Origin of the sequence: Pseudomonas sp. 15A4 (assembly GCF_016925575.1) — a bacterium.
Lineage (GTDB): Bacteria > Pseudomonadota > Gammaproteobacteria > Pseudomonadales > Pseudomonadaceae > Aquipseudomonas.
Genome location: NZ_CP068986.1, coordinates 4,818,491 through 4,833,867, shown reverse-complemented (window position 1 = coordinate 4,833,867; position 15,377 = coordinate 4,818,491). Strand labels below are relative to the sequence as shown.

10 protein-coding genes and 2 pseudogenes are annotated in these 15,377 nt (G+C 60.0%); 6 read left to right on the top strand and 6 right to left on the bottom strand.

Annotated elements, in window-relative coordinates:
- Nucleotides 1–4: 4 nt before the first annotated feature.
- A pseudogene (gene sctV, locus JN403_RS21415) lies at nucleotides 5–2,139 on the bottom strand (type III secretion system export apparatus subunit SctV).
- A complete protein-coding gene (gene sctW / locus JN403_RS21410) occupies nucleotides 2,123–3,190 on the bottom strand; it encodes a type III secretion system gatekeeper subunit SctW (RefSeq protein WP_205484161.1) in 1,068 nt (355 codons plus the stop codon). Before sctW ends, sctV begins: the two are co-directional and overlap by 17 nt.
- A 321-nt stretch (nucleotides 3,191–3,511) precedes the next feature.
- On the opposite strand from sctW, the gene JN403_RS21405 reads away from it, so the two are divergent.
- From JN403_RS21405 to JN403_RS21395, 3 genes and pseudogenes are all read left to right on the top strand, one after another.
- The gene (locus tag JN403_RS21405; protein WP_122622931.1) at nucleotides 3,512–4,063 is read left to right on the top strand and encodes an RNA polymerase sigma factor; all 552 of its coding nucleotides are present in this window, start codon (nucleotides 3,512–3,514) and stop codon (nucleotides 4,061–4,063) included.
- Nucleotides 4,064–4,534: 471 nt separating this feature from the next.
- Nucleotides 4,535–6,700: a type III effector HrpK domain-containing protein gene (locus tag JN403_RS21400; protein WP_275900169.1), complete on the top strand. Its 2,166-nt coding sequence runs from the start codon at nucleotides 4,535–4,537 to the stop codon at nucleotides 6,698–6,700.
- A 168-nt stretch (nucleotides 6,701–6,868) separates the two neighbouring features.
- Nucleotides 6,869–7,716: pseudogene (locus JN403_RS21395) on the top strand (lytic transglycosylase domain-containing protein).
- A 134-nt stretch (nucleotides 7,717–7,850) separates the two neighbouring features.
- Here the strand turns inward: JN403_RS21395 and JN403_RS21390 are convergent.
- The 3 genes from JN403_RS21390 to umuC all read right to left on the bottom strand — a co-directional run bounded on the left by JN403_RS21390 (nucleotide 7,851) and on the right by umuC (nucleotide 11,102).
- Nucleotides 7,851–9,143 (bottom strand): sorbosone dehydrogenase family protein, encoded by a 1,293-nt coding sequence (locus JN403_RS21390; protein ID WP_205484160.1) that lies wholly within the window; start codon nucleotides 9,141–9,143, stop codon nucleotides 7,851–7,853.
- On the bottom strand, nucleotides 9,140–9,511 hold the full coding sequence (locus JN403_RS21385; RefSeq protein ID WP_172613067.1) for a DUF2231 domain-containing protein: 372 nt from the start codon (nucleotides 9,509–9,511) through the stop codon (nucleotides 9,140–9,142). The genes JN403_RS21390 and JN403_RS21385 overlap by 4 nt, the downstream gene beginning before the upstream one ends.
- Nucleotides 9,512–9,821: 310 nt before the next feature.
- The gene (gene umuC / locus JN403_RS21380; RefSeq protein WP_205484159.1) at nucleotides 9,822–11,102 is read right to left on the bottom strand and encodes a translesion error-prone DNA polymerase V subunit UmuC; all 1,281 of its coding nucleotides are present in this window, start codon (nucleotides 11,100–11,102) and stop codon (nucleotides 9,822–9,824) included.
- Nucleotides 11,103–11,646: 544 nt separating this feature from the next.
- Between umuC and JN403_RS21375 the strand changes: the two genes are divergently transcribed.
- The 3 genes from JN403_RS21375 to JN403_RS21365 all read left to right on the top strand — a co-directional run bounded on the left by JN403_RS21375 (nucleotide 11,647) and on the right by JN403_RS21365 (nucleotide 14,502).
- Nucleotides 11,647–11,877 carry a hypothetical protein gene (locus JN403_RS21375; RefSeq protein WP_205484158.1) on the top strand — a complete coding sequence of 77 codons (231 nt, stop codon included), beginning with the start codon at nucleotides 11,647–11,649 and terminating at the stop codon, nucleotides 11,875–11,877.
- 221 nt (nucleotides 11,878–12,098) lie between these two features.
- Entirely contained in the window at nucleotides 12,099–13,097 is a 999-nt protein-coding gene (locus tag JN403_RS21370) for a bile acid:sodium symporter family protein (RefSeq protein ID WP_205484157.1), read from the top strand.
- A 541-nt stretch (nucleotides 13,098–13,638) separates the two neighbouring features.
- Nucleotides 13,639–14,502: a hypothetical protein gene (locus JN403_RS21365; RefSeq protein WP_205484156.1), complete on the top strand. Its 864-nt coding sequence runs from the start codon at nucleotides 13,639–13,641 to the stop codon at nucleotides 14,500–14,502.
- An 86-nt stretch (nucleotides 14,503–14,588) separates the two neighbouring features.
- Here the strand turns inward: JN403_RS21365 and JN403_RS21360 are convergent, their stop codons facing one another.
- Nucleotides 14,589–15,101, bottom strand: coding sequence for a hypothetical protein (locus tag JN403_RS21360; protein ID WP_205487710.1), 513 nt, complete (start codon nucleotides 15,099–15,101; stop codon nucleotides 14,589–14,591).
- Between the last annotated feature and the right edge of the window lie 276 nt (nucleotides 15,102–15,377).

Below are 15,377 nucleotides of genomic sequence, written 5' to 3'. Positions count from 1 at the left end.
GCACTCAAGCGGCGTACTCGTTATCCAGCGCGTGCGGGTCGTCTTCGTGATCGCTCTCGAAGTCGTCTTCCAGGTCGAAGCGCCCTAGCACTTTCACCTGCGCCGCATTGCTGATTTCGGCAAACGACAGCACCGGCACGTGATAGAACTCCTCCTGCAACAGGGTCCGCAGCGGGCTGCGCAAATCCTGGGCGACCAGCAACACCGCGCGCTGGGGGTACGCAGGGGGAAGGCGATGTGCAGTTGCTGGACCAGCAACTGGCTGGTTTCGTTGTCCAGCGCGAAGAAGGTTTCGGTCTGGGTCTGGCGCAGGCCGTCCCGCAGAATGCCTTCGCTTTCTGGCGTCAGTACCCAGACCAGCAGGCCCTCGGGGCCGCAATACTGGTGGTAGATCTGCGACTTCAGGGCGATGCGCACGTAGTCGGCGAGCACCGTGACTTCGCGCTCGTGCTGGCCGTGCTCGATGAGGGTTTCGGCGATCACACGGATCGCCCGCAGTGGCACGCACTCCGAAGCCAGGCGTTGCAGCACCGCCGAGAAGCGCGCCAGCGGCAGCACCCGCTGCATTTCCTGGGCAAGCTCCGGCTGCTCCGATTCCAGCCAGCCGAGAATCGCCTTGGTTTCCTGCAGGCCGATGAACTGCGGCCCGCACGACTGCAGCGCGCGTTCCATGCGCTCGATGATCAGCGTGGTCGCGTCGATGCGCTCGATGTGGGCTTCCTGCAATTGCGGGGCGTCGGTCGGCAGCCACAGCCACTGACCTTCCTCGCGCTCAAGGCTGCCGTACACTGCCGATTCCAGCGAGGCCCACTCCGGGGAGCCTTCTACCGAGCGTGCGTCGACCGCGACGTGGGTCTGGCTGAGCGTGGCCCGAAGCAGCGGCACTTCGTAGACCGAAAAGCGAAACTCGTCCGGCGGCAGCAGCTCGCTGGTTTCGATGATGAAGGAGGGCAGGGTCAGGCCGTATTGCACCACCAGCCGATTACGCCGCTGACGGATTTCGCTGACCAGCGCCTCGATCTGCGCGGGGTTCTGGCTGGGGTGAAAATGCAACACGAACTGGCGGCTGGGAGAGAAGGTGCGCAGGTCTTCGCGGCCGTTCATTTCCGGCGCAACGGCCACGGCCTGGGCTTGCTCGGCCTTGGGCTTGGCGCGGTGCAGCTGGAGCAGGCCGCCGACACCGCAGATGATCGAAATCACCACGAACACCGCCGTCGGCATGCCCGGTAGAGCAGCGAACCCCAGCATGGCCACCGCGGCGATGATCCACGCCTTCGGCTGGCTGGTGATCTGCTCGGCGATCTCCCGGCCGATGTTGGCTTCAACGCCGTTTTCGCCGCTGGGCACGCGGGTGATGATCATGCCGCAGGTGACCGAAATCAGCAGCGCCGGGATCTGCGCGATCAGGCCGTCACCGATGGTCAGCACGGTGTAGACCTGCAAGGCGTCGCCGGCTGTCATGTTGTGCTGCACCACGCCGATGGCGATGCCGCCGATCATGTTGATGGCGACGATGATCAGGCTGGCGATGGCGTCGCCATTGACGAACTTCATGGCCCCGTCCATGGCGCCGAACAGCTGACTTTCCTTGCCCAGTTCGGCACGTCGTTTGCGCGCTTCGTGGACGCTGATCAGGTTGGCGCGCAGGTCACTGTCGATGGACATCTGCTTGCCCGGCATGGCGTCGAGGGTGAACCGCGCGCCGACTTCCGCCACCCGCTCCGAACCTTTGGTGATCACCAGAAAGTTGACCACGGTGAGGATCAGGAAGATCACCAGGCCCACCGCCAGGTTGCCGCCGACCACGAACTGGCCGAACGCTTCGACGATGTGCCCGGCGTCCTGGTTGAGCAGGATCAGGCGGGTGGTGGAGATAGACAGCGCCAGGCGAAACATCGTCGTCAGCAGCAGCACCGCCGGAAACGTCGAGAACGCCAACGGGCGCGGCAGGTGCATCGCCAGCATGATCAACAGGCAGGAAATGCAGATGTTGATGGCGATCAGCACGTCCACCAGACCCGTCGGCAGCGGCGTGATCATCATGAACACAATGGCGATGACCACGAACGCACCGACGATTTCCGAGCGGCGCATGGCGGCGTGCGCGATCGCATTGAGCAGGTTAATGACACGATCCATCAGGCGAGGCCCCCTGGAGCTGGTTCTGTTCCTGCCGAGTCAGTTCGGCCATGAGAATGAGCAGGTTGCCCAAGGCGTTCTGGCGGCTTTTCAGGTCGCGCCAAAGCAGAATCGGCAGCTGTTGCAGCATGGGCCGCAGCCCGTTGAGAAATGCCAGTTGATGCTTGAGATGCTTGCCGCCGATGTGTTGCGTCAGTTGCAGGGTTTCGCCCAGGCTCATGCCCTTGCCCGACAGCGCGAGCAGGTGTTTGAGAAAGGCCGCTGCGTCCACTTGCAGCCCCGGGTTCTTGTTGCGCATGCGGCCCAGTAGATGTTCGCAACTGCGCAGCAGGGTGGTGACGTGCCGCGCGGTGTTCAGGCCATGCATCAGGGTGCGCAGTTGCGCCGGCGAGGTGGACGGGGTGAGGGATGAAAGATCGTCGGCGAGGGCGCTGCGCATGTCCCGCAGGTTCAGCTCGAATTCGCCGGGTTCTTCCTGCTCGTTGATCAGCGCGTCAATCAGCCCGGTGATGTTCTGCTGCCCGGCCACCGCCACGCTGTACAGATTGCGCAGGGCGCCGCGGCGCTTTTCCGAGGTCGGCCGGGAAAACGCCTTGGCGCTGTTGATGCCGGCGCGGGTGCGTTTGCCGTATTGACGACGCAACTGTTTGAGCTGCTGGCTCAGCACCACGTGTTCACCCATTTCGCCGTCGGCCTGGGCCTGCTTTCTCGCCGCTTGCAGCATCACATGGGCCTTCGCCGGGTCGCCGTCGGTGTAGCTCAGAATCTGCGCCAGGCTCGACGCGTTCTGCTTTTGCAGCTGCTTGCGCAAGTTGCGGGCGGCGTCGTCGAGGCCTTTGTCCTGACTGCCCATCAACAGCTGATACAGCTCGCCCAGTTTCACCGCCCGCGACTGCAGGGCGTTGCCGCTGGCCAGCAGCTCCCGCTGGCTGAGGCTGCGGCTCTGCTGAACCAACGCCGAGGCGAACCGCGCGACCTGTTGCGGCGAAGTGCCATTGACGTTCGGCGCATTGGCATGCAGCGGCGCGGGCGCAGGCGCAGGCGCCTGCATCTTTGCCGGCGCGATCGCGGGGGTTGCAATGCCTGTGGGGCAATCGGGGCGGCGATCTTCATAAGTCGGCTCTGGATAGCTCGGTTCGGGGCCTGGTCATGGGCTCTGAGTGGAGCGCGGCCGCAAAGCGGTTCCATCTATTTGCGGGCAGAAGGATCTGTGCCAAATCTCGTCGAAGAAACAGCGTGTTCGCGCAAATTTTTGCACAGCGCCGTTTTGGATAACTGTTTTAGTTGTTGAATATCAATAAGTTAGATTGTTCGTATGTGTGGCACGCATATCGCTATAGGGCTATTACACTCAAAACAAGGAAGAGCCCTGATGTTTTCCAACCTTGCGATTCTCGATATTGACTCCCCCGTGCGCCGTCCCGCCCAGGGGATACGTCACCTGACCAGTGATCAGATCAAGATGATTCGCGGCTTCATTCAGAAGCGGGTCATGAACCCGGAAGATGTCGACGACATTCTGCAGAGCACCTTTCTGGAAGCGCTGCGCAGCGAGCACAAGTTTCAGCACGCAAGCAAACCCCAGACCTGGCTGTGTGGCATTGCGCTGAATCTGATCCGCAACCATTTCCGCAAGATGTACCGCCAGCCGTATCAGGAAAGCTGGGAAGACCATACCCATTCCGAACCCGACAGCCATGGTGACATCGGCCACCAGGTCGACGGCCATCGTCAGCTGATGCAGGTCGTCAGGGCCATCGGCACGCTGCCGTCGAACATGCAGCGGGTGATCGAGGTGTCGCTGGAAATGGACGGCAATTATCAGGAAACCGCGTCGTCTCTTGGCGTGCCGATCGGCACCGTGCGCTCACGCCTGTCCCGGGCCCGCGAGCAACTCAAGCGGCAGATGGACCCGTTTGCCTGACCCTGGTGGGACCGGCATTAGCCGGGAAGGCGTCGGGCGCCACGCCGCAGGGTTGAGGGTGTTCACGCAGGCCTCTTCCCGGCTGAAGCCGGTCCCACTAAAAAGCATCGCGTGCATCCAGTGAGATGGGCTGCTCCCTCGGCATCCGAGAAACAAACTGCAACATTATCGGAACCGACGCCGCGCAGCAGCCACACAGTCGCTATCCCTCACGCCCGGATGACGACTCATGCGTATCTTAAGCACTCCTCCCAACGCCGCTGCTTCCCAATCTGCTGGCGCCGAAGCCGCCCAGAGATTGCCGATGACTGACGCCAAGCCTGCGCTGTTACTGAAGGGGGCGTCGATCCGACTATTCGCTTCGGCGCGTCGACCCAGCCATCGCCGGCGAACGGTGCCTTTGCCGGCAATAGCCCTGGCAGCACAGGCGCTGCGGGCAAGGCTCAGAGCATCGAACAGCAGCTGCTGTCATTGCTGACCCAGCTCACGCAGTTGTTCAAAGGACAGGCGCCATCGTCGCCCGAATCCGCCACGACATTTCCCAACGCCGCCGCGCAAAACGCTCCCACTTCCGGTGCCGTTCCCACGGCCAGTCCGCAACCTGTCGCCCAGGCGAACGCCGCTGCCCCCGCAGCGCCGGTCGAGGCGGCGAAACCGGCCGAGGACGCTAAAGCCGATGAACCCAAAGCCACCGAAGCAGCCTTTCTCGATGACTCGAAATACTCATCGCCCAAGGAGCTTGAGCGTTGGGCGCCGATGGTTGCCAACCTGCCGCCGGACCAGCGCGAGCAGGCCGCCAAAGAGCTGAATCGACCCATCGCCGCCGCGCGCATGGCTGCTGAAAAAGGCCCGGATGCGGCCAAGGCCATGGACTTCATCAACGCCAACCCGTCGCTGAAAACCGCAGTCGATACCGGCAAGCACGGCGGCAAAGCGGACGGCAAAATAACCGATGGCGACCTCAAGTCCTTCGCCAAGAACATGCAAAGAGCCGCCGACAGCGCGGACAAGGACATTGCCAGCTACCAGAAAGACCATCCGGACGCCGACCCTCAATCTCTGGAAATGGTCCGCAGCGCTGCGTTGATGCGCGCCAACGAGCCGCTGACCAAGGCTGCCGATCCCAAGCATGCCCTGGGCGCCGATGGCAAAACCAAGGTCGATGGCCTGACCAGTGCCGATGGCCTCAAGGCCATTCAGAACGACAACCCGGGCCTGGCGGGACCGTTGAAGCAGGCGGCGAAAACCTGGTCTCAGCCCGGCTTCCTCACCCAGATCGACCAGGGCGGTTTGAGCGGTCGCTCGCTGGCGGCCCACAGCCCGGACAAGCTGTTCAACGCCAAGAACATCAGCGACTGGATCAAAAAGCAGGCGCCCACCAACGGCGGCGAGTTTGCCAGCGTGCTCAGCGATGCCGCCACCCTCAACTCAGTGGCCAACGTCGACATCTCCAAACTGGGCAAGGACGTCTTCGACAACCCGTCGGCCTACAGCGGCGAGCAGAAAGCCGCGGTCATGATCAAGCTGCAGCAGACCCAACAGAGCGTCGTCGCCGGCCAGGACCTGCGCAAGACCGGCAAGACCGAAGAGGCGTTGAACGAGAAGATCGGCCAGCTGCAAGCCGATCCTGAGGTGCAAGCCTTCCTCGACGAACAGATACCGCAGCAGTCGCGGGCGCTGGTCGCCAGCACGCCGACGTTGCAGAAAGCCGTCACCGAGCAGATGCGCAAGGTCAACAGCGGCGAGGCCCTGCAGGCGGACCTGAACACCGCCGACAAGGCCGCCAAAAAGGACAAGCCGAACGCCGACTACAGCAGCGCCCTGGGCGGGTTGTCGGCGCAGCTGCAGATGCAGAAAGACCTGCTCGGCGACGACGCTCATGTGCCAACCGCGCAGCAGGTACTGGGTCAGCGGCCTGACCTGCAGGGCAAGGTTCAGGATTCGTACGTGCGCAACTTCAGCGAAGGCGGCGCCGTCCGGCAGTTGCTCGATCAGAAGAAAGCCGATGGAGAGGAGGCGTTGCAGAGCGCCGACGCGCAAAAGGCTGCGTATGACAGCGTGCTGCCCGACACCTTCGTGCAGAGCCAGCAATCGCGCTATGTGGATTCGACCTTTCACCATCTGGAAGACACCAAGAGCGGTCGCAAGGTGCTGGAAAACGCCAAGGGCGATAAAGACCATGCGCCGTCGATGGCCGCCCAGGTCGCTTCGAACATGGGACCGTCAGCGCTGCGCTCAGTGGCAGGTTTTGCCTCGGTGTCGGACATGCTCGCCCGCGGCGACAAAGCCGATGCCGCCAGGACCATTTATGACAGCACCAAATCCGGCCTCTCGGCGGCCAAGCATGGCTATGACGCGGTGGCCAAGTCCGCCGGGCGCGCAGGGCTGGGCGAGGTCGCGGCGAAAGTCGGCGGCCGCGTCGCCGGCATGGTCGTAGGCGAAGCAGCGGGGCTGGCCGCCGGGGCAGCCATCGGTGCCTCCATTCCGGTGGTCGGCTGGATCGCCGACGCGGCCATGGCCCTGGGTTTCGGCATCTCCGCCATCATCGAAGCCGTCAAGAAACACAAGGCCCAGAAGGCCTTCGATCACAACGTCGACCCGGTCCTCGATCAGTTCGGCATCCCCAAAGCCCATTGATGTTTCCTGACCCGAAAGAGGTAAGTGATCATGAGTATCGGTATTTCCCAGATTCGGCCGTTGAGCGAGCCCGGCCACCCGGACTTTTCGTCCCTGAGCGGCAAGCCCGGCCAGAGCAACTCCCTGGGCGGCGGCGGTGGCGCCGGTCAAGCGCTCGACGCGAGCTCGATTCTGTTTGCCCATGCCGGGCAGTCCCAGGTCAACTTTGGATCGCCTGAGAATCAGGATTCGAAGACCAACGCCGCTAACCCCTCGCTGGCGGCGCCGACCAGAACGGCATTGCCCAGCAGCTCATGGCGCTGATCATGCAGTTGATGCAAATGCTGATGCAGAACAACCCCAACCAGACTGGCAATCCGGCGGCGCAGAACAACGCAGTGACCGGAGGCGGTGGCGGCGCGACCGAGGGAGCGGGCGGTGGTGGTGGCGGTGGCGCTACAGAAGGGGCGGGCGGTGGTGCGCAAGGCGCTGGCGCTGCTCAGGCACCCGCTGCTGCGCTTGCGGCCAACACTGACACGGTGTCGGACGACACGGCCCTCAGCGGTTCGGGCGGTTTGCATTTGCCGCCTCAGCTTGAGGACTACCGGAAGGACATCATGGCAGCGTCCAACGCAACCGGCGTGCCGCCGAACATTCTGGCGGGTCAGATCTGGGCCGAATCCCGTGGTCAGTTGGGCCAGGACACCACCAATGTCAATGGCAAAAAGGATGCAGGCGTGATGCAGGTCAACGCCGACACCTTCGCCGCCCTCAAACGAGACAACCCCAACGAGCTCGGCAATGCCGACGTCAACAACGCCCACGACAACATCATGGCCGGCGCGCTGTACATGCGCGACCAGAAGGCTACGTTCGGTGACTGGAACTCCGCACTGCGCGCCTACAACTCGGGCCCGGACAAGGTCAACAAGGACAACCCCGCGGATGCCGGCGGCGTGGGGGATCCGAAGTACGTCGAGAACGTCATGAACTTCGCAAAAATCATCGAAAGCGGTCAGGGTCAGTTGCCGGCCTGATGCGCGTCGTTAATCCAATCAGGGGCGGAGCGGACAGGTGTCGCGCCCCTCTCAACGCATGAATCAATTCATGCCGACGGATCAGCACGACATTTGTACATTCCAGGCAGGATTGCCCTGCCTGGAATCATCCTTCATCGATTACGAGTGACCCGCCATACGGTGTTCGCCAGGTCGTCGGCGATGATCAATGCACCTTTAGGGTCCACCGTCACACCCACTGGCCGCCCGCGGGTTTTCCCGTCGGCACCCCGAAAGCCGGTCGCGAAGTCAATCGGCGCCCCGTTCGGACGGCCGTTGCTGAACGGCACGAAAACGACTTTGTAACCCACCGGATTCTCCCGGTTCCAGCTGCCGTGTTCGCCAACAAATACCCCGTCAGCGTACTTTTCACCCATCGCCGGGATGGAAAAATCCACGCCAAGGGCTGCGGCATGGGACCCGAGGCTGTAATCGGGCTTGATGGCGGCAGCGACCATTTTCGGGTTCTGCGGTTGGGCACGGGTGTCCACGTTCTGACCCCAATAGCTGTAGGGCCACCCGTAGAACCCGCCTTCGCGAACCGAGGTCAGGTAGTCCGGGACCAGATCCGGGCCCAGTTCATCGCGCTCGTTGACCACTGCCCATAACTTCCCGGTTTGCGGCTGGATGGTTAACGCCGTCGGGTTGCGGATGCCGGTTGCGTACGGTTTGTGGGCGCCGGTCTCGGCATCCACCTGCCAGACCCTGGCCCGGTCGAGTTCGACCTCCATGCCGCGCTCGGTCACGTTGCTGTTCGAACCGATGCCGACGTACAAGGTGCGCCCGTCATCACTGATGGCCAATGACTTGGTCCAGTGGTGATTTATTTCAGCGGGAAGGTCAGTGACTTTGATCGGTGGGCCGTCGGCTTTGGTCTGCCCCTCTTGATAATCGAAACGCACCAATTCGTCCTGGTTGGCCACGTACAATTTGCCGTTGGCAAACGCCAGGCCGTAGGGCGCGTTGAGGTTTTCCGCAAATACGGTCTTCGTCTCGTAGACGCCGTCACCGTCTGCATCTCGCAGCAACGTCAGGCGGTTACCGCCTTTGACCTTGGTGTTGCCCTGGGCCTTGATGTACCCCGCAATCACGTCCTTGGGCTTGAGTTTTGCGGCATTGCCGCCACGTCCTTCAGCCACGAGGATATCGCCATTGGGCAACACGAGCGTTTGACGAGGAATCAGCAAGTCGGCGGCGATGGCTGTCACGCTATAGCCCTCAGGGACCGTGGGCTTCTGGTCGCCCCACAACGCCGGTTCGGCAATCTTCATGCTGGGTAAAAGACCGCGCTGGGCGGCCGGCAGTTTTGGATCGGGTCCCAATGCCTGGGTGGCATCCCCGGCGTCACCGCAGCCGCTTAACAATAACGCCATGCTGATTGCGGTCAGTTTGATCGAGTGGTTCATTTTCCATCCCCCGTGCGCACGCTGGTGAGTCCCAGCCACGCTGTCACGCCAATCAGCAGCGTGGTCAGTGCGGAGAGAATGAGGCCCGACGGCATGGTGGCGAAGGCATCCTTGGCATGTTCAAAGGCGTTGACGAGCCCCAGTGCCCAAGTCACCACCAACAAGACCAGATAGACCACAGGGCGCCCGGCCTTGCGGTCGGCCCGGATCAGATTGACCAGCGCGAACAGAACAGCGAGTCCGCAGAACACCAGACCCCCGGCGATAAGCCAGGAAGCGAAGTTGCTCCATTGAATCTGGTACGTCTGAAAGTAGGTGATGTCGCTCAGCAATGCGCCGAGAAACAGCGGGACGGTTCCGGCAAGCATTATCGCGTGTAGCGGGCCTGGCGGGTTTCTGTAGACAAGATGGGCGGTAGTGTTCACGACGACTCCCTATTTTGCTGACGCTTATGCTGTGCAAATGAACTGACCCATCAGGGCCGCGCAGGGTGCGCATCGTTTGGGATCAATGGGTCAGGAACATAGTTCAGCCTATTTGGGCGTTATGCATATGCAGTTACATCTGCACGTTCAGTGGCTGCAGCGCTTGATGACTTCAAGCCCCCGTGCCTCAGCGAGGGCAACCTGGCGGTGCTCAGGGGCGGCTGCGTTCACTGCGGGCGCCAAAAAACACGGCTCAGGTCGCCTTGACCGTCCACAACTGATCAACCCGCGTCGTGTAACTGCTGCTCATCAGGTCACGGCGCATGGCCCATTCCGGCGCCGCCGGGACGCTGGCCGAGCGCAGTGTGCCGCGACCCCATCGCGTGTTGATTTCATCGAGCACCTCCATCACCTTGTCGGCGTCGGTGGGTTGCGAATGGGCGAACAGGTCATCGGTGAATTCGCCCGGGTGGCGCAAGTCCATCAGCAGCACTTCGGCTTTGCTGTATTTGAAGCCCGGCCGGAACAGCCGATTGACCGCTTCGGTCGCCGCTTTGGTCATCAGGCGCACGTCATTGGTGGGGTAGGGCAGTTCCACCAGTGCAGCATTGGCGTACTTGACTTCCTCGGGGTTGAACATCCCGGTGCGAATGCTGACGCGGATCTTCTTGCACAGCGAGTTCTGCGCCCGAAGCTTTTCGGCGGCGCGCTGGGTATAAGTCGCGACCGCCTCTTTGATGGGCTCGATGTCGGTGACCCGTGCGCCAAACATCCGGCTGCAGCAGATTTCCTGTTTCGGCGGCGTGACGTCTTCCAGCTCCAGGCACGGCGTGCCGGCCAACTCGCGGGCGGTTTTTTCGATGACCACGCTGAAGGTTTTGCGCAAGGTCCACGGGTCGGCACGGGCCAGGTCCATCGCCGTCTTGATGCCCATGCCTTCGAGGTGCGCCCTCATGCGTTTGCCGACGCCCCAGACCTCGCCGACGTTAGTGTTGCGCAGGGTCCAGTCGCGCTTGAACGGATCGCTCAGATCGACCACGCCGCCGGTGATGTGCGACAACCGCTTGGCAGTATGGTTGGCGAGTTTGGCCAGCGTCTTGGTCCGCGCGATGCCCACGCCCACCGGGATGCCGGTGCATTTGATCAGCCGCTCGCGAATGTTGCGGCCAAATCGATCCAGGTCGCCCGGAAGGCCGGTCAGCTCGGCGAACGCTTCATCGATGCTGTACACCTCAAGGGCCGGCACCATCGACTCGATGATCGTCATCACCCGCTCGCTGATGTCGCCGTACAGCGCGTAATTGCTGCTGAACGCCACCACCCCGGCACGGCGCAGGTCGTCCTTGATCTGGTAATACGGCGCGCCCATTTTCACGAAGGGTTTGGCGTCGTAACTGCGCGCGATGACGCAGCCGTCGTTGTTGGACAGCACGACGATGGGTGTCCTTATCAGGTCCGGGCGGAAGACCCGTTCGCAGCTGGCGTAGAAACTGTTGCAGTCAATCAGCGCGAAGGTTCGCTCATACGGGATCATGATGGGCCACGCTGAACCGGGCAGTCGCTGGATTGACCGGCGGATTCTTCGGCGCGCGGCGAGTGTAGGCCCGGGGCAGGGCGGCTGGACGTGCTGACGTAGGGCGTCGGCTGCGGGGAGTTGCGGAAAAACCGGGGAAAACGACGTTCATGATGAAGCCCTCCTTTTCGATTGCTGTATGTATATACAGTTAAGCGACTCTGCCGGGAGGGGTCAACCGTTGGCACTGGAAGACCGACCGACGCGCATGGATGGCGATTCTAGTGGACTCAGTAGGACCGGCTTTAGCCAGGAAGGCGACGAGCGTCACGTAGTAGGTAGGACTGGCTTTAGCCGGGAATGCGTCCGGCGACACGCTGCAAAATCGAGGGTGATCGGATAGGCCAGATGAACAATAAATCGGCGAGATCCTTCTTGGTCTGAACTTTGCTACATCCCTGTTACAGGCGGCCTCGATCACAGAAAATTGGCGCGAAGGCACTCCTGAAATCACCTTTAGTTTTGAATTGGCATGCTCTAAAACGCGCATGCCCAGGAGCCGGCCATGAGTACTCTCTCGGAAATTGCAGCAAACCTCTTGAAACGCGAAGACAGTCCCGAGCAGGCTGCTGCGCAGTTTGGCCCCCGTGGTCCGATGGGCTGGGAACAACTGATGATGCTCTCCAAAGAGAAGGACATATTGAAGTGGCAAGCCGCCCTGTCCCGGCTCATTGCAGACAATCCCGGCCAGCGTCGAGTGACCGTGATGCGTGTGATTCAGGGCGGTCTGGCCTGACATAACCCGGATTAATCGATGAGCCGCTTGTCGACACAACGTCTGGCAAGTGGCTTCCGCCGGTTCCAGTTGGACCGGCTTCAGCCGGGAAGGGACCGGTAGCCGCAGTACGCATGCGAATGTGTCCGTTAGCCGCTATTGATCGACATATTGGCGTTAGTCGGCAGGTGCATTGCGCGCTAAAGTGGCGGGCATGTTCCTGGCAGCTTCGGATAACGCAGATGACCCGCCCCCGTTTTCTACCCGACAACTTCACCCTCATGCTGATCACCGTGGTGATCATCGCCAGCTTCCTGCCCGCCACCGGGCAAGTGGCCGTTGGCTTCGGCTGGCTGACCAACATCGCCATCGCGCTGCTGTTCTTTCTTCACGGCGCCAAACTGTCCCGCGAATCGATCATCGCCGGCGCGGGGCATTGGCGCCTGCACCTGCTGGTCTTCGGGCTGACATTCGTCCTGTTCCCCTTGCTTGGCCTCGCGCTCAAACCCGTGCTGTCGCCGCTGATCGGCAAAGACCTGTACATGGGCATCCTTTACCTGTGTGCGCTGCCCGCGACGGTACAGTCGGCGATCGCCTTCACGTCACTGGCACGCGGCAATATTCCGGCGGCGATCTGCAGCGCGGCGGCCTCCAGCTTGTTCGGGATATTCCTGACCCCGCTGCTGGTTACGCTGTTACTGAACGTCCACGGCGAAGGCGGCTCGACCCTCGACGCGATCGTTAAGATCAGCGTGCAGTTGCTGCTGCCGTTCATTGCCGGCCAGATCATGCGGCGCTGGATCGGCGCCTGGGTCGGACGCAACAAGAACTGGCTGAAATTCGTCGACCAGGGCTCGATCCTGCTGGTGGTCTACGGCGCATTCAGCGAGGCGGTCAACGAAGGCATCTGGCAGAAAACACCGATCTGGGACCTGGCCGGGCTGGTGGTGGTGTGCTGCCTGCTGCTGACACTGGTGCTCGTGGCCGCGACCTTGCTGTCCAAGCTCTTCGGCTTCAATCAGGAAGACCGCATCACCATCCTGTTCTGCGGCTCGAAGAAGAGCCTGGCGACCGGCGTGCCGATGGCGCAGGTGCTGTTTGCGGGGAGCACGATTGGGTTGCTGATTTTGCCGCTGATGCTGTTTCACCAGATTCAACTGATGGTGTGTGCGGTGGTGGCGCAGCGGTATGCCAAGCGAGCTGAGCCGGTGGCGGAGTTGATGGCGCAGGTTGATCCTTGATTTTGGTGATCAATCAAATGGCGTGATGGAAAAGCCCCGATGATTCGGGGCTTTTTGCGTTTGGAGGGGGCGGACTTGGTCGTTCGGAAGGTCAACAATCTCTCGGTTCAGGGCGATAAAATCCACATGGGTTTTATGGGGGAATTTTTGACGGGATCGACGTGGCCTGCAGACCATCGACTCCGGCATGTCCAGCAAACATGTGCGCAACTTCCTGCGCACTCCGCCAAATTCGCACCGACCGTTCTTAAAGAAACACTCCATCGCGATCGAAATACGGCGGCAAGAAAACCATAGCAATCACGACCATTCGCAACGCTGTTCACCTAAGGAAAATGGTGTTTCCCTAATTGGGGTGAGCGCCTTTTTTCTTCGCCGCTGCACTTAAGCAAAAACCGTCGGGAGGAGGCCCTGAATGAACAGCATTACGCCGGAGCAACGGGCTTTTTCGTATTTGCTCTCCGCGCCGCCTTGGCTCTAGACATACTAATAGCCGCTTGCCTGCATGGTAGAGTTGGATCTCACTATGGAGGGTTGGGCAGTGCGAAAACTTGGGATCAGCTTGGTACTTTCATCGGTTGCAGTATTAGGCGGGTGCGGTCCTAAAGACCTCACCCCAGAACAACGGGCGTACCTTTCCAAACTGGACGTTGAGCTGTCACACACAAAATCCGAAATTGAGTCAGCCAAACAGGCGGCAGCCTCGTATAGCGGAGGACTCATCAAGGCACTTATAGCTACCAGGGTCGAAGTCCTTCAGACAAATCAGGCGCTCATTGAGCAAAGGATGCTGGCTGTCGAGTCAGGATCACCAGTCAAGGTAGAGACGACAACATCTGTGCCGGACGAGGCTTTGGCGTCATCCATTGCCGGCGAGATTCAGTCGGTGAAAACGAACATCAATGCAGCAAAGATCGATGCAGCAAACTACAGCGGCGGAATAATTTTATCTTTGAAGCTCTCAGCCATTGCGACCACCGAGCAATCACTGGCAATGCTTGAGCAGCGGTATCTAGTAGCAAAATTTGGGTTGAACCCTATTCGAGTACTTGCTTCACAAACCGTTGTGAACGATACACCTCCAGCACTAGAAACACAGGCTAAAGGAGCTGCCGATCTGCTGCCTGCTGGCGTTGGCCCATTTGGATTAGAAGCTGGTGTAAGCCTAGACACAATCGAAAAGGTGACAGGGCAAGCGCCCAAGATTGCAAAGGAATCTGAGAATTTATACGTAACCGGCAGCGTCCCGAAGCCTAACGACGCATTCGAGCAGTATGGGTTGGTGATATCTCCGACTGTTGGATTATGCGTGATACGAGCGGTAGGTAAAACAATCCAGACAAACGACTACGGGCATCAGTTGCAGTCCAGTTACGGGGAGGAAAGGGGACAGATTTATTTATAGCGTTAAGCAAGTGAATTTCCTGGTTTGCAAGATGAGGTTATAGAGTTGAAATATTAAAGGGGTCAGCCCCTTTAGTTAAGGAAGTTTTAGCCATCAAGGCCCGTGCCAGGGGTCAGTAAATCGCCATAAAAAAATGTGTCTTCAAAAGAATATATGGCCTTCGAGCTATTGACCACTAGCAGAAGGGAGTCTTCATCCGATGGGTAGAAGAAATCGTCCCAGGCTTTTATAAATATATCCTTGGGTACTATCGCCGCTGAGCGTCCACCCCAGAAAAACCAAATAAAGCCAGCCTCATTTAATCTGAACTTGAAGAACTCGGCTGACTCAGCACTTTCAGAAAAGCTTAGTGTAGATTTTTCATGGCGCTTGAAATTGTTACTAGTTAGCTCCATCAGGTTTTTTGTGGGGATAAATGCATCCCAGAGCCGTTGTGATTGGGGTTCATTAAACAAAATGATGCTTGCCTTTTCCTGGTCAGACAGCAGGCAATCATTAGAGTTGAATCGCCAAGCGACAGGGTATGTGTCGACATCGAAAATATAAGAATATTTAGTCATGGAATATGTGGCCTGCTCCGCCTGTTTTTTTGCCCGCACTCCAGTCTTTCCACTTGATGTGAGGAAGGTTGTTCTCAGGAGCGTTGTCAGTATGTGCTTCGTTGGGATGGCACTCGAAACCTTTCTTATAACGCTGGGTTGTATAAGTATCGTAGTTCACCATCTCTCCCTTAGCATCCTTCAATAGTCTCTCGCCTGTTGCCTGATCTGGAACCCTGAAATTTGTTTTGCTGCCTTTTTTATGCTTTCGGTGGCCGTTTTCCATTCCCTACTTCCCTTGCTTATCACGGGCAGATTGCTCGCGTCCCCTACATC

Coding starts and splice junctions, on each gene's coding strand:
- sctW (WP_205484161.1), bottom strand. CDS start 3,190: ATGCAGGCGCCTGCGCCTGCGCCCGCGCCGCTGCATGCCAATGCGCCG.
- JN403_RS21405 (WP_122622931.1), top strand. CDS start 3,512: ATGTTTTCCAACCTTGCGATTCTCGATATTGACTCCCCCGTGCGCCGT.
- JN403_RS21390 (WP_205484160.1), bottom strand. CDS start 9,143: ATGAACCACTCGATCAAACTGACCGCAATCAGCATGGCGTTATTGTTA.
- JN403_RS21385 (WP_172613067.1), bottom strand. CDS start 9,511: ATGCTTGCCGGAACCGTCCCGCTGTTTCTCGGCGCATTGCTGAGCGAC.
- umuC (WP_205484159.1), bottom strand. CDS start 11,102: ATGATCCCGTATGAGCGAACCTTCGCGCTGATTGACTGCAACAGTTTC.
- JN403_RS21375 (WP_205484158.1), top strand. CDS start 11,647: ATGAGTACTCTCTCGGAAATTGCAGCAAACCTCTTGAAACGCGAAGAC.
- JN403_RS21370 (WP_205484157.1), top strand. CDS start 12,099: ATGACCCGCCCCCGTTTTCTACCCGACAACTTCACCCTCATGCTGATC.